Source organism: Klebsiella sp. A52 (genome assembly GCF_018388785.1).
GTDB classification, from domain to species: Bacteria; Pseudomonadota; Gammaproteobacteria; order Enterobacterales; family Enterobacteriaceae; genus Klebsiella; species Klebsiella aerogenes.
The window spans coordinates 3,397,565-3,417,477 of sequence record NZ_CP074437.1 but is presented as its reverse complement, the minus strand read 5'-3'; the positions used below and the strand labels follow the sequence as shown (position 1 = coordinate 3,417,477).

General features: G+C 56.3%; 19 protein-coding genes. 10 read left to right on the top strand and 9 right to left on the bottom strand.

Features of this window, described 5'->3' with window-relative positions; all coding sequences use genetic code 11:
• The first annotated feature begins 20 nt into the window (after nt 1-20).
• Nucleotides 21-1,328 (top strand): rhodanese-like domain-containing protein, encoded by a 1,308-nt coding sequence (locus tag KGA69_RS16130; protein ID WP_047045093.1) that lies wholly within the window; start codon nt 21-23, stop codon nt 1,326-1,328.
• Nucleotides 1,329-1,333: 5 nt separating this feature from the next.
• Here the strand turns inward: KGA69_RS16130 and KGA69_RS16125 are convergent, their stop codons facing one another.
• Nucleotides 1,334-1,966 carry a CDP-alcohol phosphatidyltransferase family protein gene (locus KGA69_RS16125; protein WP_063447184.1) on the bottom strand — a complete coding sequence of 211 codons (633 nt, stop codon included), beginning with the start codon at nt 1,964-1,966 and terminating at the stop codon, nt 1,334-1,336.
• Nucleotides 1,967-2,066: 100 nt separating this feature from the next.
• Between KGA69_RS16125 and KGA69_RS16120 the strand changes: the two genes are divergently transcribed.
• On the top strand, nt 2,067-2,465 hold the full coding sequence (locus tag KGA69_RS16120) for a pyrimidine (deoxy)nucleoside triphosphate diphosphatase (protein WP_045393266.1): 399 nt from the start codon (nt 2,067-2,069) through the stop codon (nt 2,463-2,465).
• Between the two features lie 193 nt (nt 2,466-2,658).
• Nucleotides 2,659-4,002: an NADP-specific glutamate dehydrogenase gene (gene gdhA, locus KGA69_RS16115; RefSeq protein ID WP_063447185.1), complete on the top strand. Its 1,344-nt coding sequence runs from the start codon at nt 2,659-2,661 to the stop codon at nt 4,000-4,002.
• Nucleotides 4,003-4,045: 43 nt separating this feature from the next.
• Here the strand turns inward: gdhA and KGA69_RS16110 are convergent, their stop codons facing one another.
• The 5 genes from KGA69_RS16110 to selD all read right to left on the bottom strand — a co-directional run bounded on the left by KGA69_RS16110 (nt 4,046) and on the right by selD (nt 9,790).
• Entirely contained in the window at nt 4,046-5,023 is a 978-nt protein-coding gene (locus KGA69_RS16110; protein ID WP_045393270.1) for an NAD(P)H-quinone oxidoreductase, read from the bottom strand.
• 26 nt (nt 5,024-5,049) lie between these two features.
• The gene (hchA, locus tag KGA69_RS16105; RefSeq protein WP_045393272.1) at nt 5,050-5,901 is read right to left on the bottom strand and encodes a glyoxalase III HchA; all 852 of its coding nucleotides are present in this window, start codon (nt 5,899-5,901) and stop codon (nt 5,050-5,052) included.
• A 32-nt stretch (nt 5,902-5,933) separates the two neighbouring features.
• Nucleotides 5,934-6,656, bottom strand: coding sequence for a PA1136 family autoinducer-binding transcriptional regulator (locus KGA69_RS16100; protein WP_049060688.1), 723 nt, complete (start codon nt 6,654-6,656; stop codon nt 5,934-5,936).
• A 136-nt stretch (nt 6,657-6,792) separates the two neighbouring features.
• Nucleotides 6,793-8,742 (bottom strand): DNA topoisomerase III, encoded by a 1,950-nt coding sequence (locus KGA69_RS16095; protein ID WP_015366158.1) that lies wholly within the window; start codon nt 8,740-8,742, stop codon nt 6,793-6,795.
• A 4-nt stretch (nt 8,743-8,746) separates the two neighbouring features.
• Nucleotides 8,747-9,790, bottom strand: a complete 1,044-nt coding sequence (selD, locus tag KGA69_RS16090) for a selenide, water dikinase SelD (protein WP_045360482.1) — start codon at nt 9,788-9,790, stop codon at nt 8,747-8,749.
• A gap of 226 nt (nt 9,791-10,016) precedes the next feature.
• Here selD and phoC point away from each other — a divergent pair, with 226 nt between their 5' ends.
• Complete coding sequence (gene phoC, locus KGA69_RS16085) at nt 10,017-10,763, top strand: acid phosphatase PhoC (RefSeq protein ID WP_015705781.1); 747 nt, start codon at nt 10,017-10,019, stop codon at nt 10,761-10,763.
• A gap of 218 nt (nt 10,764-10,981) precedes the next feature.
• Here the strand turns inward: phoC and KGA69_RS16080 are convergent, their stop codons facing one another.
• Nucleotides 10,982-11,533 carry an NAD(P)H nitroreductase gene (locus KGA69_RS16080; protein WP_045393276.1) on the bottom strand — a complete coding sequence of 184 codons (552 nt, stop codon included), beginning with the start codon at nt 11,531-11,533 and terminating at the stop codon, nt 10,982-10,984.
• A 164-nt stretch (nt 11,534-11,697) separates the two neighbouring features.
• On the opposite strand from KGA69_RS16080, the gene sppA reads away from it, so the two are divergent.
• The 4 genes from sppA to KGA69_RS16060 all read left to right on the top strand — a co-directional run bounded on the left by sppA (nt 11,698) and on the right by KGA69_RS16060 (nt 16,789).
• Nucleotides 11,698-13,551, top strand: a complete 1,854-nt coding sequence (sppA, locus tag KGA69_RS16075; RefSeq protein ID WP_047045111.1) for a signal peptide peptidase SppA — start codon at nt 11,698-11,700, stop codon at nt 13,549-13,551.
• 140 nt (nt 13,552-13,691) lie between these two features.
• Nucleotides 13,692-14,708 carry an asparaginase gene (ansA, locus tag KGA69_RS16070; RefSeq protein WP_045393280.1) on the top strand — a complete coding sequence of 339 codons (1,017 nt, stop codon included), beginning with the start codon at nt 13,692-13,694 and terminating at the stop codon, nt 14,706-14,708.
• Between the two features lie 10 nt (nt 14,709-14,718).
• Nucleotides 14,719-15,360: a bifunctional nicotinamidase/pyrazinamidase gene (gene pncA / locus KGA69_RS16065; RefSeq protein WP_213292461.1), complete on the top strand. Its 642-nt coding sequence runs from the start codon at nt 14,719-14,721 to the stop codon at nt 15,358-15,360.
• A 172-nt stretch (nt 15,361-15,532) separates the two neighbouring features.
• Nucleotides 15,533-16,789: a chitinase ChiD gene (locus tag KGA69_RS16060; RefSeq protein WP_047077933.1), complete on the top strand. Its 1,257-nt coding sequence runs from the start codon at nt 15,533-15,535 to the stop codon at nt 16,787-16,789.
• A gap of 79 nt (nt 16,790-16,868) precedes the next feature.
• Here the strand turns inward: KGA69_RS16060 and KGA69_RS16055 are convergent, their stop codons facing one another.
• Together KGA69_RS16055 and msrB are read right to left on the bottom strand one after the other, a co-directional pair.
• Entirely contained in the window at nt 16,869-17,147 is a 279-nt protein-coding gene (locus KGA69_RS16055; protein ID WP_015366149.1) for a YeaC family protein, read from the bottom strand.
• Nucleotides 17,148-17,188: 41 nt separating this feature from the next.
• A complete protein-coding gene (msrB, locus tag KGA69_RS16050; RefSeq protein ID WP_045393286.1) occupies nt 17,189-17,602 on the bottom strand; it encodes a peptide-methionine (R)-S-oxide reductase MsrB in 414 nt (137 codons plus the stop codon).
• Nucleotides 17,603-17,940: 338 nt separating this feature from the next.
• Here msrB and gapA point away from each other — a divergent pair, with 338 nt between their 5' ends.
• Nucleotides 17,941-18,936 (top strand): glyceraldehyde-3-phosphate dehydrogenase, encoded by a 996-nt coding sequence (gapA, locus tag KGA69_RS16045; protein ID WP_004203784.1) that lies wholly within the window; start codon nt 17,941-17,943, stop codon nt 18,934-18,936.
• Nucleotides 18,937-19,007: 71 nt separating this feature from the next.
• Entirely contained in the window at nt 19,008-19,892 is an 885-nt protein-coding gene (locus tag KGA69_RS16040; RefSeq protein ID WP_045393288.1) for a D-hexose-6-phosphate mutarotase, read from the top strand.
• Nucleotides 19,893-19,913 lie beyond the last annotated feature (21 nt).

Here is a 19,913-nt window from a genome sequence, read left to right as displayed (position 1 = left end):
TTCTACCGTCGGGCATTTCGATGAAACGTGTTTCTCAATTGACCGCACTCGCCCTGCTCATGGGGCTTGCTGCTTCCTCTTCTTTCGCCGCTGATACCATGCCAACGCTGGACTTTTCAACGCTGCAACAGCGGCACGGCGTGGCGATAGACACCCGCCTCAGCGCTTTCTATAACGGTTGGCCGCAGAGCGCCAACGGGCCACAGGGCCATGAACCTCAGGCGCTAAACCTCTCCGCTACCTGGCTTGGCGCAATGAGCGACGAACAACTGCGCGCATGGGCAACTCAGCACCAGCTGCAGGCCGATACGCCAATCGCGTTATATGGCGGCGCTGAGGATAACGCCAGAGTTGCGGCGCGCCTGAAAGAAGCCGGATTCACGAAGCTCAGCACGCTTAGCGACGCCTTCAGTCAGAGCGAGCGCCTGCAGAAGCTGCCGCACTTTGAGCAGCTGGTGTATCCGCAGTGGATCCACGATTTACAGCAAGGTAAAACCGTTACCGCCGCCCCGCAAGGCGATTGGAAACTGTTTGAAGTGGCCTGGGGCGCGCCGAAATTTTATCTGCTGAATCACATTCCCGGCGCCGGTTATATCGATACCAATGAAGTGGAAAGCGAGCCGCTGTGGAACAAAGTGTCCGATGAACAGCTAAAAGCGATGCTGGCTAAACACGGTATTCGCCATGACACCACGGTGATTCTGTACGGCCGCGACGTCTACGCCGCCGCGCGCGTCGCGCAGATCATGCTGTATGCCGGGGTGAAAGATGTACGCCTGCTCGACGGCGGTTGGAAAAGCTGGTCCGACGCGAATCTGCCGGTCGAACGCGGTATGCCAGCCGCAGAAAAAGCGGCAGCGGATTTCGGCGCGCCGATCCCCGGTCAGCCGCAGTTAATGCTCAATACCGAACAGGCGCGTGGGTTACTACACCGCCAGGATGCTTCGCTGGTCAGCGTCCGCTCGTGGCCGGAATTTATCGGCACCACCAGCGGCTACAGCTACATCAAGCCGAAGGGCGATATTGCCGGCGCGCGCTGGGGCCATGCCGGCAGCGATTCCACCCATATGGAAGACTTCCATAATCCGGACGGCACGATGCGCAGCGCCGACGATATCGCGGCGATGTGGAAACAGTGGAACATTCTGCCCAACCAGCAGGTCTCTTTTTACTGTGGCACAGGCTGGCGCGCCTCAGAGACTTTCATGTACGCCAGAGCGATGGGCTGGAAAAACGTCTCCGTTTACGACGGCGGCTGGTATGAATGGAGCGGTAATCCGCAAAATCCGGTAGCCACCGGCGAACGCGGCCCGGACAGCAGCAAATAATCCGACTACTGAGGGAGGTTCTGGCTTTGCGCCTCCCTCAGCGTCAGGTAGCCGCTCCAGATACGGGTGAAGGTCGTCAGCCAGCATAGCGCGCCGAAGCACCACGCCAGCCAGGTGAAGTGCGCCGGAAACAGGCAACACAGTACAAATAGCAGGATCGTCTCCGTTCCTTCCGTCAACCCGCCAAGATAATAAAATGATTTATGCGCATAGCCCGGATTGGCAATTTGATGCTTTGCCGCGAGGGTCGCAAACGCCAGGAAGCTGCTGCCGGTGCCGATAAACGCAAACAGCAGCCAGCCGCCCGCCAGCGCATTTTGCGTCGGGTCGGCGACAATAAAACCGAACGGCACCAGCGCGTAAAACAAAAAATCGAGCGAAATATCCAAAAACCCGCCCGCATCGCTGAGGCCGCGCCGCCGCGCCAGCGCGCCATCCAGGCCATCCAGCAACCGGTTGAGCAAAATGGCCGCCAGCGCGGCGCCGTACCAGCCGAGCGCCAGAAACGGCAGGGCCAGCACGCCGATAGCAAAACCGAAAAGCGTCAGGCCGTCAGGGGAGATCCCCGGGCGATCGAGCACGCGGGCGATGGCATTCAGTACGGGCTTCAATCGGGGGTGCAGGCGGCTATCAAGCACGGTGACGCTCCATCAGGCTAAAAGGTTGTCGGTACAGGGGAAAGACGGAGATAATACGCCATTATAAGCAAGGCCGGTATTTGAATGATTCAGGACAACTATGCAAAAAATCATTGATGTCGTCGCCGCGATTATCGAACGCGACGGCAAAATTCTCCTGGCGCAGCGCCCGCCGCATGCCGATCAGCCGGGGCTGTGGGAGTTCGCCGGCGGCAAGATCGAACCCGGAGAAAGCCAGGCGCAGGCGTTAGCGCGCGAGCTGGAAGAGGAGCTGGCTATCGTCGCGAGGCCAACCCGCTATATCGCCAGCCATCAGCGGGAAGTTTCCGGACGTTTGATCCACCTGCACGCCTGGTGGGTTGGCGAGTTTAGCGGTGAACCCGTCGCCCATTACCATAGCGAACTGCGCTGGTGTACGCCGTCGCAAGCATTAGAATTTGATCTGGCGCCAGCGGATATTCCTCTGCTGAATGCCTTTATAAACCAACAAGCAGGCTAGCTTCTCTCCCCCTCATCTCCGGCCTGGGTCATCGTTTTTAGTTATGACCCTCGTCGGATTATAAATTTTTCTCCGCGCTCAATTTTTCCTTGTCAGCCTAACTATTTCCGGTGTTATAGTCGGAAAATCGGCTTTTTCAAGGCCGGGTATAAAAAATAACAAGCAACCACAACCGTAAGGGGAAATTACATCTATGGATCAGGCGTGTACTCTGGAAAGTTTTCTCGCCCGCGTTCAACAGCGCGACCCGCATCAAACTGAATTCGCTCAGGCCGTCCGCGAAGTGATGACCACTCTGTGGCCGTTCCTTGAACAGAATCCGCGCTATCGTCAGCTCAATTTGCTGGAACGCCTGGTCGAACCGGAGCGCGTCATCCAGTTCCGCGTCGTCTGGGTTGACGATCGCAATCAGGTTCAGGTTAACCGCGCCTGGCGCGTGCAGTTCAACTCCGCGATTGGCCCGTACAAAGGTGGTATGCGCTTCCATCCGTCGGTCAACCTGTCGATCCTTAAGTTCCTGGGCTTCGAACAGACCTTCAAAAACGCCCTCACCACGCTGCCGATGGGCGGCGGTAAAGGCGGCAGCGATTTCGACCCGAAAGGTAAAAGCGACGGCGAAGTGATGCGCTTCTGCCAGGCTTTGATGACGGAACTGTATCGTCACCTCGGCCCGGATACCGACGTTCCGGCGGGCGATATCGGCGTTGGCGGCCGCGAAGTCGGCTTTATGGCCGGCATGATGCGCAAACTTTCCAACAACAGCGCCTGCGTCTTCACCGGCAAGGGTCTCTCCTTCGGCGGCAGTCTCATCCGCCCGGAGGCCACCGGTTACGGTCTGGTTTACTTTACGGAAGCGATGCTTAAGCGCCACGGTCTGGGCTTCGAAGGGATGCGCGTCGCGGTATCCGGCTCCGGCAACGTGGCGCAGTTCGCCATTGAGAAAGCGATGGAATTCGGCGCGCGCGTCATTACCGCCTCCGACTCCAACGGTACGGTGGTAGACGAAGCCGGCTTCACTAAAGAGAAACTGGCCCGTCTGATCGATATTAAAGAGCGTAGCCACGGCCGCGTCGCCGACTACGCGCGCGAATTCGGTCTGACCTACCTCGAAGGCCAGCAGCCGTGGTCAGTGCCGGTAGATATCGCGCTGCCGTGCGCGACCCAGAACGAACTGGATGTCGATGCCGCGCAAATCCTGATCGCCAATGGCGTTAAGGCGGTTGCAGAAGGCGCCAACATGCCCACCACCATTGCCGCCACCGATCTGTTCCTCGACGCTGGCGTGCTGTTCGCGCCGGGCAAAGCAGCCAACGCCGGCGGCGTTGCCACATCCGGCCTTGAAATGGCGCAAAACGCCGCGCGTATGGGCTGGAAAGCGGAGAAAGTGGATGCGCGTCTGCATCACATCATGTTGGATATTCACCACGCCTGCGTCGAGTACGGCGGTGAAGAGAAACAGACCAACTACGTCCGCGGCGCCAATATCGCCGGCTTCGTCAAGGTCGCTGACGCCATGCTGGCGCAGGGTGTGATTTAATCTGTGTCTTTATCCCCGACGCCTGGCGTCGGGGATATCAACTCTACTCCATGGTAATCACCACTTTCCCCAGATGATTACCGCTATCGAGGCAGGCATGCGCCTGCGCGATTTCAGCCATCGGATAGCTGGCGTAAATCAGCGGCTTACATTTACCCTGCGACAGCAGCGGCCAGACGTGGTCCTTCAACGCCTGAGCGATCTGCCTTTTTTCTTCTGCGCTTCGGCCGCGCATCGTTGAACCGGTCACGGTCGCGCGCTTGAGCATCAAGGTTTGAATATCAACATCATGGGCGATTCGCCCGCCCATAAAGCCGATAATAACCAGCCGCCCGTCTCGTTTCAGCAGTTCCAGGTTACGATTAAAATAGGGTCCACCCACGATATCGAGAATAACGTCGACGCCTTTACCATCGGTCAGCTGAGTGATTTTCTCTGCGAAATCATCGGTTTTATAATTGATGGCCGTGGCATAAGGACGCAGCGCCGCCACTTTTTCTTCCTGCCCGACGGTGGTATAGACTTTCATACCTAACTCATGACACAACAGGATCGCCGTCGTCCCGATGCCGCTGGCCCCGCCGTGAATCAGGACGCTTTCATGAGGTTGCGCCCGGCCCATCTGAAACAGGTTCGCCCACACGGTAAAGAAAGTTTCAGGTATCGCCGCCGCTTCGCTAAAACTCAGCCCAGGCGGTATTGGCAACGTTTGCCCCGCCGGTACCGCGCAATACTCCGCATAGCCGCCGCCGTTGGTCAGGGCGCAAACCTTATCGCCGGGATGAAAATCCGTCACCTGCGATCCTACCGCCGCGACCACCCCAGCGACTTCCAGTCCGGGTATCGGCGTTACCCCTTCCGGCATCGGATAAACGCCCTGTCGCTGTAAGATATCCGGCCGATTGACGCCAGCGGCTTTAACCTGGATCAGGACGTCGTTATCACCGACCGAGGGGATGTCGCCTTCACCAATCTGAAGAACCTCCGGGCCGCCCGGTTGACTAATTGAGATATACTTCACTGCTCCCCCTCATCATCAGATTGCTGTTACTTTGCATATTCGTCGAGCAACGCTTTTGCCGCCAACTGACCGAGCGCATTCGCCGCAAAAGGGCTGTCCCCGGTCAGCACTTTACGGTCCTGATGTACACGACCTTTAATATCGCTGTTTACGATCTCAAGCCCCATTGCTTTTAACGCTTCGCCAAAATACCAGGTCAGGTGACCAGGCATATAGCCGATATCAGGGGTTTGTTTATCGGCGGCATCCGGAAACGCGCAAATAGCATAACCGTTTAACGGATTCTCCCCCTGTCGTAACGCGAGGAACGCCGCCGGGCCGTGACAGAGCGAAATCACAAACCGATCGTGTCGTAGCGCCCAGCGCAGCGTTTCGGCGACGGCTTCGCTCTCCGGCAGGCCGATAAGCGCACCGTGGCCGCCGGGAATAAATACCGCCGCATAATCGCTATCAGCATCCAGCTGCGCTACGACGTCAGAAAGGGCCAGAGGCTGGCGGAACTGCGGAAGATAACGCTCGAAGAACGGCATAATCTTTTGGTCTTCGCGCGGCATCGCCCAGTATTCAAACTTGACCATTTGCCCGGAGAGCGTCGCAATATCAAAATCGAAACCTGCGGCGTGCAGATGGTACATCGGCAGCAGCGTCTCTACCGGATGATTACCGGTCGAAAAGAGCGCGCCGTTATCGGTAGGCAGATAACGTTCATCGGCGGCGATAACCAGCACTTTCCGCCGTCCATTATAGCGCCGCGTGTAATCAGCGCCGCTAAGGTCAGACACCGGGCTGGTAAACTGGCTGAGGGAATAGGCCGAAGGAAAAAAAGCATTCTCTTCAGCATGGTCCACTTGCGGTTGTTTACTGATTTGTTCGCTCATCATCTTTTCCTTTTCATCTGCGGATATAGAGATTATTCACTGTGAGGCGGCGATATTTCACCGTTCAGCATCGCCACCTGGACGGCCTGCGCCGTGGTCACCACTCTCAGGCGACCGCGCGCATGGCGCAAATGATTTTCCACCGTACGTTCAGAGATCCCCAGCACGGCGGCAATGTCTCCCTGCCTAAGCCCTTTGGCTACCAGAGTGAGTACTTCGATTTCTCTCCGGGTCAGTACGGTTGCGTTACCTTCCTCAACAGAGCTCAACAATCTCCGCGCGCAATGAAATGCCTCTATGCCCAGTAACATCAGCAGCATTTCGGCTCGTGGAGAAGCGTCGATGGCCATGCCGCCAAGGCTCAGCGCCCCTTCAATCCCCGTGCGGCCGAAAATGGGGATCTGCATGCCATGAAGCGCGCCTTTCAGGGGAATGTCGACAATTTGATACTCACCGCTGGCCGTGTCACTACCTGTTTTTCGCCACAAAAATGGCCGGGAGGTATGGATGAAATGCTGGTTGACCGGGCAGCGCTGCAGGTAGGTTTGTTCATCTACCTCATCGTCAAACCAGTGCCCTTCAATCCAGTAAATGCGTTCAATATAGGGAGTACGTAGTGGGGAAATAGAAAATAGTACGATCCGGTCATAGCCAAAAGCGGACATCACGTTTCTGACGTGTCGTTGCAGTTCAGCCATAGTGCTGACCGATCTGATTTTGAGGATACTGTCCATTGGATCGTTTGCCATCATCATCCCTTCTTTAACATCAATGACCCTATTTTAGAGCAGGGAGGCGGAAATGATATGCGGGAAAACCCTCAACCGGGTTAAGCGCCCTCAGACGGAAGGGCGTTTTAGCTAAGCCCCTCCGTGGCGAGGGGCGGAGACATTATTGCGGACTTTCCGGCGCGATATCCGCCGCCGGCTTTTTGCCTTTCGGCTTACCCTTCCCTTTACTAAACGATTTTTTCGCTCCGCCTGGCGCAACCAGCCCGCGGAACTGGCGCACCGGCGTGCTCCGCGCCTGATCGATAAGCTGGAAAAGCGTCCCTACCAGCGGCTGCATAAAGTCCTGATAGCGGCACTGTTTTTCGCTGATTTGCGTCAATACCGACTCCCAATGGGCGGTCATATCCGGGCGTGCGGCCATTTCCGGCAGGGAATGGATTAGCGCCCGACCGGCGTCCGATGAGTGGATATAGCGCCCCTTTTTATTCAGAAAACCGCGCTTAAACAGCAGCTCGATAATCCCTGCACGGGTCGCTTCCGTCCCCAAACCGTCGGTTGCGCGGAGGATTTTTTTCAGTTCTTTATCCTGCACAAAGCGGGCAATACCGGTCATCGCCGACAGTAGCGTCGCGTCGGTAAAGTGGCGCGGCGGCTGGGTCTGTCGCTCCACCACTTCACCTTTTTCGCACAATAGCTCATCGCCTTTGGCGACCACCGGCAGCGGCGTACCGTCGTTCTCTTCGTCGCGCTCTTTGTTGCCAAGCAGCGCGCGCCAGCCCGCTTCGGCGAGGAAGCGCGCCTTAGCGACAAATTTGCCGTTAGCAATATCAAGGTCAATCTGACACTTGCGGAATACCGCATCCGGGCAGAACTGCATCAGATACTGACGAGCGATCAGGTTGTACACCTTCTCTTCGTTATCGTTGAGTTTGACCTGACTGCTGCGCGCGGTCGGGATAATCGCGTGGTGCGCATCGACCTTTTTATCATCCCAGCAGCGGTTGCGGATCTCCGGATCCATCACCGGCTGCGGTAGTAGATCCGGCGCATGGACGCTAATCGCGTTCAGTACCGCATGGCGGCCAGCAAAGTGTTCTTCCGGCAGATAGCGGCTATCCGAACGCGGATAGGTAATTAGCTTATGGGTCTCATACAGCTTCTGGCAGATATCCAGCACGTTCTGCGCGCTGAAGCCGAAGCGTTTCGCCGCCTCAATCTGCAACGCCGACAGCGAAAACGGCAGCGGCGCCGGTTCGGAATCGCGTTTATCGTTATAGCCGGTTACGATTGCCGGCTGCCCTTCTATGCGTTTAACGACATGCTCGGCCAGCGGACGATGTAGTAAACGCCCCTCTTCATCCTGATAGGGTTCGCAGGCTTCGCTTGGCACCCAGGTGGCGATAAACCGCTCGTCTTGCGGCGTGACAATATGCGCTTTGACGTCAAAGAAATCTTTGGCGACGAAGTTTTCAATCTCTTCATCGCGACGGACTACCAGCCCCAATACCGGCGTCTGTACGCGGCCAACCGACAACACTCCCTGATAGCCGGCATTACGCCCGAGAATGGTGTAGGCGCGGGTCATGTTGATGCCATACAGCCAGTCGGCGCGAGCGCGGGCCAGCGCCGACACGCACAGCGGGACAAACTCGCTATTCGCGCGCAGGCGGTTAATCGCCCGTTCAACCGCCTGTGGGTTAAGGTCGTTAATCAGGCAACGCTGCACCTGCTGGCGCTTTTCCGGCGCCAGTTGCAGGTAGTCCAGCACTTCATCGACCAGCAGTTGCCCTTCTCTATCCGGGTCACCCGCATGAACCACTTCCTGCGCCTCGCCAAGCAAGCGCTTGATGACGTTCAGCTGTTTCGTGACCGACGGTTTTGGTTGTAGTTGCCACTTTTCCGGAACGATGGGCAGGTCGAGCAGATTCCAGCGCGCATAGCGGCCGTCGTAAACATCCGGCTGCGCCTGCTCCAGCAGGTGGCCGATACACCAGGTGACCACCTGCCCGTTGCCGCACTCAATAAAACCATCACCTTTGCGATGCGGTTTCGGCAACACATCGGCGATAGCGCGACCGAGACTCGGTTTTTCTGCAATAAACAACCGCATCTAATCAACGGATCTCGATCATTGGACGCCCGCCGCGGGCGGTTACCAGCTCGCCAATGGCGGCCAGCTTGATGCCAAATTCCGCGGCAGCGGCCTGGACTTCGGCTTCAGCTTCCGGCGTTACCGCCAGCAGCAGGCCGCCGGAAGTTTGCGGATCGCACAGCAGATCGCGCCATTCCGCCGGCATCTCGCCCATCAAATGACCGTAGCTGGCAAAGTTGCGCCCGGTGCCGCCCGGCACCGCTCCGGCGGCGATATAGGCTTCAACGCCCGGCAGTTTCGGGATATCGGCGTAATTTAGCTGCGCCTGAACGCCCGCGCCGCGGCAGACTTCGCTGAGATGCCCCAGCAGGCCGAAACCGGTGACGTCCGTCATCGCTTTTACCCCTTCGATATTGGCAAATGCGGCGCCGGCAAGGTTCATCTGGCACATGGTCTCCGTCGCCAGCCCCTGATGTTCCGGCTTCAGCAGCGATTTCTTCTCGGCGGTAGTCAGCACGCCAATGCCCAGTGGTTTGGTCAGATACAGCTTACAGCCCGCCTGCGCGGTGCTATTTTTCTTGATACGTTCGGTTGGTACCACGCCGGTCACCGCGAGCCCGAAAATCGGTTCTGGCGCATCGATGGAGTGACCGCCCGCCAGCGCAATTCCGGCCTGCTGGCAGGCAAAACGCCCGCCTTCAACCACTTCGCGAGCAATCTCCGGCGCCAGCGTGTTGATTGGCCAGCCAAGTATCGCAATCGCCATAATCGGTTTGCCGCCCATGGCGAAAATGTCGCTGATGGCGTTAGTCGCCGCAATACGGCCAAAATCAAAAGGATTATCGACGATCGGCATGAAAAAATCGGTGGTGCTGATGATCGACGTCCCGTTACCCAGATCGTAGACCGCCGCATCATCGCTGGTTTCGTTGCCGACAAGCAGGTTCGGGTCGACAAACTTCGCCTGCTCGCTATGCAGAATGGTTTCCAGCACTTTGGGGGAAATTTTACAACCGCAACCGGCTCCGTGGCTGTATTGCGTTAAACGAATAGCTTGCTCGCTCATGGACATCTCCTGTCATTGCAATCCCGCTATGGTAGCGCCCAAACGGCAAGGTGATAAGTGCGACAGTCCGAAATCGCGAGTGGTTGCTCATTAAGCAGACAAATATGCGTTTTTGCGATACCGAACAATTTTTTCAATGTGATTTTAACTTTTACTTACAGATGACAAAAATGTGACTAAAAACAAAACCATTGTTCTGGACATATAACACCGTAAGGAAATGTAGATGAAAAAGCGCGTTCTCGCCCTCTGCCTCGCCAGCCTGTTTTCCGTTAACGCTTTCGCACTGGTCCCTGCCGGCAACGATGCGACAACCAAACCCGATCTCTATTATCTGAAAAATGCCCAGGCCATCGATAGCCTGGCGCTGCTGCCGCCGCCGCCGGAAGTTGGCAGTATCGCATTTTTAAACGATCAGGCGATGTATGAGAAAGGACGACTGCTGCGCAATACCGAACGCGGTAAACTGGCGGCTGAAGATGCCAACCTTAGCGCCGGCGGCGTGGCGAATGCCTTCTCCAGCGCCTTTGGTTCGCCCATCACCGAAAAAGACGCGCCGCAGCTGCATAAGCTGCTGACGAATATGATTGAGGATGCCGGCGATCTGGCCACCCGCAGCGCGAAAGAAAAATATATGCGCATTCGCCCGTTTGCGTTCTACGGCGTCTCAACCTGTAACACCACCGAGCAGGACAAGCTGTCGAAAAACGGCTCTTATCCTTCCGGCCACACCTCAATCGGTTGGGCAACCGCGCTGGTACTGGCGGAGATCAACCCGCAACGACAAAACGAAATTCTCAAGCGCGGCTATGAGCTGGGCGAAAGCCGGGTTATCTGCGGCTATCATTGGCAGAGCGACGTCGATGCGGCGCGTATTGTCGGCTCGGCGGTAGTGGCGACCCTGCATACCAATCCGGCTTTCCAGCAGCAGTTGCAGAAAGCCAAAGATGAATTCGCCAAAACGCAGAAGTAACGTCATCGCCTTTGCATTCCCGGAGGCGGCGCGCTGCGCCTTCTCCGGGCTACCAAATCGCAAAGCGCTGTAGCCCCGGTAAGCGGCAACGCCACCGGGGATTTTGAGATAGCCAGCATCAGTAGTTTCAGCCAGCATGGTGAATAAATTAAAGGCAGGCCGCACGCCCCGTAGGCCGGGTAAGGCGCCAGCCGCCACCCGGCGTAACAAGCGTTGACTCAGAAGCGCGTGACGAACGGCGCGGTATCCGGTCGCGCAAACGTGGTTGCTGCTTTTAACTGCGGCGTGCCGAGGTAAAGGAAACCGACAATTTTGTCCTGCTCGCGGCAGCCAAAGCCTTCGCGGACAACCGGACTCTCGGTTAACGCACCGCTACGCCAGATACCGTTAAAGCCCTGCGCCACTGCGGCCATTTGCATCGCCATCACCGCGCATCCCGCGGACATCTCCTGTTCCCACTGCGGCACCTTCGGATGCTCTTCGCAGCGCGCGACCACCGCGATAATCAGCGGTGCGCGAAACGGCGCATTGCGTGCTTTTTCAATGGCTTTTTCATCCTGCCCGGCGGCCATCGCCCCTTTTTCCAGCAGTTGACTAAAGCGTTCGCGGCCATCATCGGCAATAATAAAGAACCGCCACGGCTGTAACGTACCGTGATCCGGCGCGCGCATCCCCGCATGAAGGATATTTTCCAGCTGTTCGCCAGCCGGAGCCGGGTCGGTCAGGCGCGACGCGCTGCGGCGATTTATCAGTAGTTCGAGAGCATCCATCTGTGTAACTCCTGTGATGTCATTTTGCATAAAATTAACATGCGCATGGATTTTGTTACAGCCCGATGGGTGATTCCTGCTGACAAGCGTCGGCACTCTCTTTAGGATAGCCAGACGCGGCAGCCCCTGCGGCTGACCCATCATCAAAATATTAGGGAGAATACATGCGAACCCTTTGGCGATTTCTTGCCGGATTTTTTAAATGGACATGGCGAATACTCAATTTCATTCGCCAATTCGCGCTGAACCTGGTGTTCCTGGCACTGGTGCTGATTTGCGTCGGCATCTGGGCGCAGTTTAGCAGCAGCACCGCGGAACATACCGCACGCGGCGCGCTGCTGATGAACATCACCGGCGTGGTAGTTGATAAGCCTTCTGCCAGCAGCAAACTGGGAGTCATCGGTCGCCAGCTGTTCGGCGCCAGTTCCGATCGTCTGCAGGAGAACTCACTGTTCGATATCGTGCAGACGATTCGCCAGGCGAAAGACGACCGTAATATCACCGGTATCGTACTGGATCTGAAAAACTTCGTCGGCGGCGATCAGCCTTCGATGCAGTACATCGGTAAAGCGCTTCGCGAGTTCCGCGACAGCGGTAAACCGGTATATGCCGTCGGCAGCAGCTACACCCAGGGGCAATACTACCTGGCGAGCTTCGCCAATAAAATTTGGCTCTCGCCGCAGGGTGAAGTCGACCTGCACGGCTTTGCCACCAACGGTCTGTACTACAAATCGCTGCTGGATAAACTGAAAGTCTCGACCCACGTTTTCCGCGTCGGTACCTACAAATCCGCCGTCGAGCCGTTTATTCGCGACGACATGTCGCCGGCTGCGCGTGAAGCGGACAGCCGTTGGATCGGCGAACTGTGGCAGAACTATCTCAACACTATTGCCGCTAACCGCCAGATCACCGCGCAGCAGCTGTTCCCCGGCGCTCAGGGCGTGATCGACGGCCTGCGTAAAGTCGATGGCGATACCGCGAAATACGCGCTGGATAACAAGCTGGTCGACGAGCTGGCCACCTCGACGGAAGTGGAAAAGGCGCTCACTAAGCAGTTTGGCTGGAGCAAAGCGGATAACAACTATCGCGCCATCAGCTACTACGATTACAACGTCAAAGCGCCTGCTGAACAGGGTTCAGCGGTAGCGGTTATCTTTGCGAACGGCGCCATCATGGATGGTGAAGAAACGCCGGGTAACGTCGGCGGCGACACCACCGCGGCGCAAATCCGCGACGCGCGCCTGGATCCGAAAGTGAAAGCGATCGTTCTGCGCGTCAACAGTCCTGGCGGCAGCGTCAGCGCCTCGGAGGTCATCCGCGAAGAACTGGCGGCGGCGAAAGCGGCGGGTAAACCGGTGGTGGTCTCAATGGGCGGCATGGCGGCATCCGGCGGTTACTGGATCTCCACCCCTGCGGATTACATCGTGGCGAACCCGAGCACCCTTACCGGCTCCATCGGTATCTTTGGCGTGATTAACACGGTGGAAAATACGCTCGGTTCAATTGGCGTCCATACCGATGGCGTCGCCACCTCGCCGTTGGCCGATGTCTCAACCACCAAATCGCTGCCGCCGGAAGTGCAGCAGTTAATACAGCTGAGCATCGAAAACGGCTATAAGCGCTTTATCACCCTGGTGGCTAACGCGCGTAAGAGCACGCCGGAGAAGATTGACCAAATCGCGCAAGGCCACGTCTGGACCGGTGAAGACGCCAAGGCCAACGGTCTGGTGGATAGCCTCGGCGATTTTGACGATGCGGTGGCGAAAGCCGCGGAGCTGGCGAAACTGAAACAGTGGCATATCACCTGGTACCAGGAAGAACCAACGTTCTTCGCGATGGTGATGGATAGCCTGACCGGTTCAGTGCGCGCGGCTCTGCCGGCCGCCATCCAGGCATACCTGCCTGCGCCGGTTGCGGCAGCCGCGGACGTTGTGAAAACGGAAAGCGATAAACTGGCGGCATTTAACGATCCGCAGAATCGCTATGCCTTCTGTCTGACCTGCGCCAATATTCGTTAATCCCCCGTCTGCCCCCGCCGTGGGGCAGCGTTTCAACGACATTAAATTCAAGCGCTTCTCTGCAACTCCCAGGGTTAGCGCTTTATTTTTTTGCCTGCCACTTTATACTGCGCCTGTTCACATCCAACCTAAGCGATGCTATGCAAAAGAAATCGATTTACGTTGCCTACACCGGTGGGACCATCGGTATGCAGCGCTCCGATCACGGTTATATCCCCGTTTCCGGCCACCTGCAGCGCCAGCTGGCGCTGATGCCCGAGTTCCACCGCCCGGAGATGCCGGACTTCACTATTCATGAATATGCGCCGTTGATGGATTCGTCTGATATGACGCCGGAAGACTGGCAGCATATCGCTGACGATATTCGCGACCACTACGACCAATACGATGGCTTTGTTATCCTGCACGGCACCGACACCATGGCCTTTACCGCTTCGGCGCTGTCGTTCATGCTGGAGAATTTAGGTAAGCCGGTGATTGTGACAGGGTCACAAATCCCGCTAGCCGAGCTGCGTTCCGATGGGCAAATCAATTTGCTCAATGCGCTGTACGTCGCCGCCAACTATCCCATCAACGAAGTTTCGCTGTTCTTCAATAATCGTTTGTATCGCGGCAACCGCACGACTAAGGCCCACGCAGACGGTTTTGATGCCTTTGCTTCGCCAAACCTCGCGCCACTGCTGGAGGCCGGCATCCATATCCGCCGTCTCGGTACCCCGCCGGCGCCGCACGGAAATGGCGAGCTGATCGTTCACCCGATTACGCCGCAGCCGATCGGCGTGGTCACCATCTATCCGGGGATTTCTGCCGATGTGGTGCGTAACTTCCTGCGTCAGCCGGTGAAAGCGCTGATCCTGCGCTCTTATGGCGTAGGCAATGCGCCGCAGAACGGCGAGTTTATTCAGGTCCTGGCGGAAGCCAGCCAGCGCGGTATCGTGGTGGTGAATCTGACGCAATGCATGTCGGGTAAGGTGAATATGGGCGGCTACGCCACCGGCAACGCACTGGCGCAGGCCGGTGTCATTAGCGGTTTTGATATGACCGTGGAAGCGACGCTGACCAAGCTACACTATCTGCTCAGTCAGAACCTTGATGGTGCGGCCATTCGGAACGCCATGCAGCAAAACCTGCGCGGCGAGCTGACCCCCGATGAATAAGGAGCATGCTATGAGCCACCGCGCACTGCTATTGGTCGACCTGCAAAACGATTTCTGCGCCGGCGGCGCGCTAGCCGTCCCCGAAGGCGATAGCACCATTGATATCGCAAATCAGCTGATCGACTGGAGCCTGGCGCGCGGCGACGCCATCATCGCAAGCCAGGACTGGCATCCGGCCAACCACGGCAGCTTTGCCAGCCAGCATCAGGCAGAACCCTATGCCCAGGGCGAGCTTGATGGCCTGCCGCAGACTTTCTGGCCCGATCACTGCGTGCAGCATAGCGATGGCGCCGCGCTGCACCCGTTACTGAAACAGCAGGCCATCAACGCCGTGTTTCATAAAGGGCAAAACCCGGCAATCGACAGCTACAGCGCGTTTTTCGACAACGGTCACCGGCAGAAAACCGAACTGGATGGCTGGCTACGCGCGCACGGCGTGACGGAGCTGAACATTCTCGGCCTCGCGACGGATTACTGCGTTAAATTTACCGCGCTCGATGCGCTGGATTTGGGCTACACCGTTAACGTTATCACCGACGGCTGTCGCGGCGTCAACCTGCAGCCGCAGGACAGCGCCGTTGCCTTTATGGACATGGCCGCTGCCGGAGCCACGCTCTACACCCTCGATGACTGGCTGGAAACTCAGCCCTGACGTCTCGCCCGGCGTGCCTCACGCCGGGCGGTATTTACCGCCTCGTTGACCTCGATAAATTGAGCTGTCTCGCAGTTTCCCCGGATAAGGGCTGATACTGTGGGCAGGCTGTTTTTTCGCCACGCCATTTCCGTGGCGTGTGCATTTTTATTATTGTCAAAGAGGAACTCCGATGAAACTTTTGCCCTTGCTGGCAGCATTACCCCTGCTCTGCGCCTCTGTCGTTTCCGCGCAATCTTACATGTCGGTCGGCTACTTTAACGGCGGCGGCGACGTCACCGCTGGCCCCGGCGGCGATATCGACAAGCTTGATGTCCGACAAATAACCCATCTTAACTACTCGTTCGGCCTTATCTACAACGATGAAAAAGACGAGACCAACGACGCGCTGAAAGACCCTGACCATCTCCATCAAATCTGGCTGTCGCCGAAAGTACAGGCGGATTTACAAAAACTGCCGGCGCTACGTCAGCAAAACCCGGATCTAAAAGTCCTGCTCTCCGTCGGCGGCTGGGGCGCGCGTGGATTTTCCGGCGCGGCGGCCACGCCGGAAAGCCGGGCGGTGTTTATTCGTTCGGTTCAGCAGGTCATTAACCAGTATGGCCTTGATGGCATCGATCTTGACTGGGAATTTCCGGTTAACGGCGCCTGGGGATTAGTGGCTAGCCAACCGGCGGATCGCGATAACTTTACCGCGTTGCTTAAAGAACTGCGTGCCGCCGTTGGCACTAAGAAACTGGTGACCATCGCCGTGGGCGCTAATGTTGAAAGTCCAAAAAGCTGGGTCGACGTGAAAGCGGTCGCCCCGCAGCTGGATTACATCAACCTGATGACCTACGACATGGCCTACGGCACGCAATATTTCAACTCCAATCTGTATGACTCCCGCCACTGGCCGACGGCGGCCGCAGCGGATAAATACAGCGCCGATTTTGTGGTTAATAACTATCTGGCTGCTGGTCTCAAACCCAGCCAGATGAATCTCGGTATCGGTTTCTATGGCCGGGTACCGAAACGTGCCGTCGAGCCAGGCATCGACTGGAGTAAGCCGGATGCGCAGAAAAACCCGGCCACCCAACCTTACTTCGGGGCGCAGCAAATCGAGTTGTTTAAATCGCTGGGTTATGACCTTAGCAAAGATACCTATGTGAAATACAACGATATTGTCGCCAAACTACTAAACGATCCGCAGAAACGCTTTACTGAACATTGGGATGACGAAGCGAAGGTGCCGTGGTTATCGGTAAAATCAACCGATGGCAAAGCGCTATTCGCCCTGTCCTACGAGAACCCTCGTTCGGTGGCGATCAAAGCCGATTACATCAAGAGCAAAGGGTTAGCGGGCGGCATGTTCTGGGAATATGGCGCAGATGACAAAAACCAGCTTGCCCGACAGCTGGCCGAGTCGCTAGGTATCAAGACGCAGTAAAGCGCGAGCCCCGGAAGCACGACGCGACCGGGGTGACTTAAAGAGCCGCCCGGTTAAACCGGGCGCTCAGTGCAGCAGATTACTGCGGTTTGAACGTCGCAATCGGCTTCGGCACGATTCCGAAATCCTCTTTCAATTGCTGTTTGCTCTTCATCACCATCTGACCGTTGGTGTCGATGGTCATATGCTGCGCATCCGTGTTATTGCGCGCCTGCCACAACATCACCAGCTGCATGCTGTTTTCTTTTTGTTCCGGGGTCAGCGCAACGCCGTCCGGCCATTTTCCTAACTCCACCGCGGTGGCTAAACGTTGGTACAGTTCCGGCGTCATACTGGCAATAATTTGCTCGATATCCATCTTCTGCTCATCCGACTTGGAATAATTTGCTGAATCGTTTCTTAGCCTTTGGTTCGCTCGCCGTTTTGGTCATCGGTGAAGCTTAATGAGGCCGAATTGACGCAAAAACGCTCGCCGGTCGGCTGCGGGCCATCCGGGAAGACATGCCCCAGGTGTGCATCGCAATTGCCACAGCGAATTTCCGTACGCTGCATACCGTGGGAGTAATCATTGAGATAACGAATCGCGTCGTCGCTCACCGGCTCATAGAAGCTCGGCCAGCCACAGCCGGAGTCATACTTGGATTGTGAGTGAAACAGCGGCGCATCGCAGACCAGGCAGTGGTAGATGCCGTCTTTTTTGTTATGCAGCAACCGACCGGTAAACGGCGGTTCGGTACCGTGATTCTGCGTCACATAAAACTGCATCTCGCTCAATTCTTGTTTGAGCTCGTCAGGAGATGGTTTATTAGCCATGTGATTACTTCTCGCTTTGAAAGGGCAACTTTACCCGTCGATTCTAACAAAACATTAACAATGAAACCTGTACTTTTGTTCTAAACTTATCCGATGCCATCAGGCAGCCAGATAATTGTGATACCAATCACATTTTTATCTTATATGACCTTTAAAATTCCGGACGCAGTCCCCATATGGAATTGGGCTCAAAGGGAGAGTGAGGCAAATCAATCGCGCAAAGGTCTGCTCAGGATTGATTTGTCGCAATGATTGACACGATTCCGCTTGACGCTGCGTAAGGTTTTTGTAATTTTACAGGCAACCTTTTATTCACTAACAAATAGCTGGTGGAATATATGACTATCAAAGTAGGTATCAACGGTTTTGGCCGTATCGGTCGCATTGTTTTCCGTGCTGCTCAGAAACGTTCTGACATCGAGATCGTTGCAATCAACGACCTGTTAGACGCAGAGTACATGGCTTACATGCTGAAGTATGACTCCACTCACGGTCGTTTCGACGGCACCGTTGAAGTGAAAGACGGTCATCTGGTCGTTAACGGTAAAAAAATCCGTGTTACCGCTGAACGTGACCCGGCTAACCTGAAATGGGACGAAGTTGGTGTTGACGTTGTTGCTGAAGCAACCGGTATCTTCCTGACCGACGAAACCGCTCGTAAACACATCACCGCTGGCGCGAAAAAAGTCGTTCTGACTGGCCCGTCCAAAGACAACACTCCGATGTTCGTTCGCGGCGCTAACTTCGACACTTACGCAGGCCAGGACATCGTTTCTAACGCATCCTGCACCACTAACTGCCTGGCTCCGCTGGCTAAAGTTATCAACGACAACTTCGGTATCGTTGAAGGCCTGATGACCACCGTTCACGCTACCACCGCAACTCAGAAAACCGTTGATGGCCCGTCTCACAAAGACTGGCGCGGCGGCCGCGGCGCAGCTCAGAACATCATCCCGTCCTCTACCGGCGCTGCTAAAGCTGTAGGTAAAGTACTGCCAGAACTGAACGGCAAACTGACCGGTATGGCGTTCCGCGTTCCGACTCCGAACGTATCCGTTGTTGACCTGACCGTTCGTCTGGAAAAAGCAGCGTCCTACGAAGAAATCAAGAAAGCAATCAAAGCGGCTTCTGAAGGCGCAATGAAAGGCGTTCTGGGTTACACCGAAGACGACGTTGTATCTACCGATTTCAACGGCGAAGTTTGCACTTCCGTGTTCGATGCTAAAGCTGGTATCGCACTGAACGACAACTTCGTGAAACTGGTTTCCTGGTACGACAACGAAACTGGTTACTCCAACAAAGTTCTGGACCTGATTGCTCACATCTCCAAATAAGTTGAGATGAACAAGTAATTAATAAGAGCGGCTTCGGTCGCTCTTTTTTTTGCCTGAAAGAGGATGGCGTAATGATTAATAAAATTTTTGCTCTCCCGGTGATTGAACAACTTTCTCCTGCTTTATCCCGCCGCCAGCTGGACGATCTTGAACTTATCGTGGTTGACCACCCGCAGGTAAAAGCTTCCGTCGCCCTACAGGGCGCTCACCTGCTCTCCTGGCAACCGGCCGGTGAAGAAGAAGTTTTGTGGTTGAGCAACAATACCCCATTTAAAAGCGGCGTCGCCCTGCGCGGTGGCGTACCCATCTGCTGGCCGTGGTTCGGCCCATCAGCGCAACAGGGGCTGCCGTCGCACGGTTTCGCACGTAACCTGCCGTGGGCGCTAAAATGCCAGGACGAAGATGAAAACGGCGTGATGCTGACCTTCGAACTGCAGAGCAGTGACGAAACCCGCAAATACTGGCCGCACGACTTCACGCTGTATGCGCGCTTCAAGCTGGGTAAGACCTGCGAGATCGAACTGGAAGCCCACGGCGAGTTTGAAACCACTTCTGCCCTGCACACCTATTTCAACGTTGGCGATATCGCGGCGGTGAAAGTTAGCGGCCTTGGCAATCGCTATGTTGATAAAGTGCTGAATGCCGAAGAAGGCGTGCTGAAAGACGGCATCCAGACCTTCCCTGACCGTACCGACCGCGTTTATCTGAACGCCGAAGCCTGCAGCGTGATTCATGATGATGTCCTGAAGCGCAACATCGATGTGATCCATCGCCACCACGGTAACGTCGTTGCCTGGAACCCGGGCCCGGCGCTTTCCGTCAGCATGGGCGATATGCCGGATGATGGCTACAAAACTTTCGTTTGCGTCGAAACCTGCTGCGTGACCGTGCCGCAGAAAGCCAGCGAAGAGAAACCCACCCGCCTGGCGCAGACCATTCGCGTCGTGAAGCGTTAATCAACGCGCAAACCCTGCACG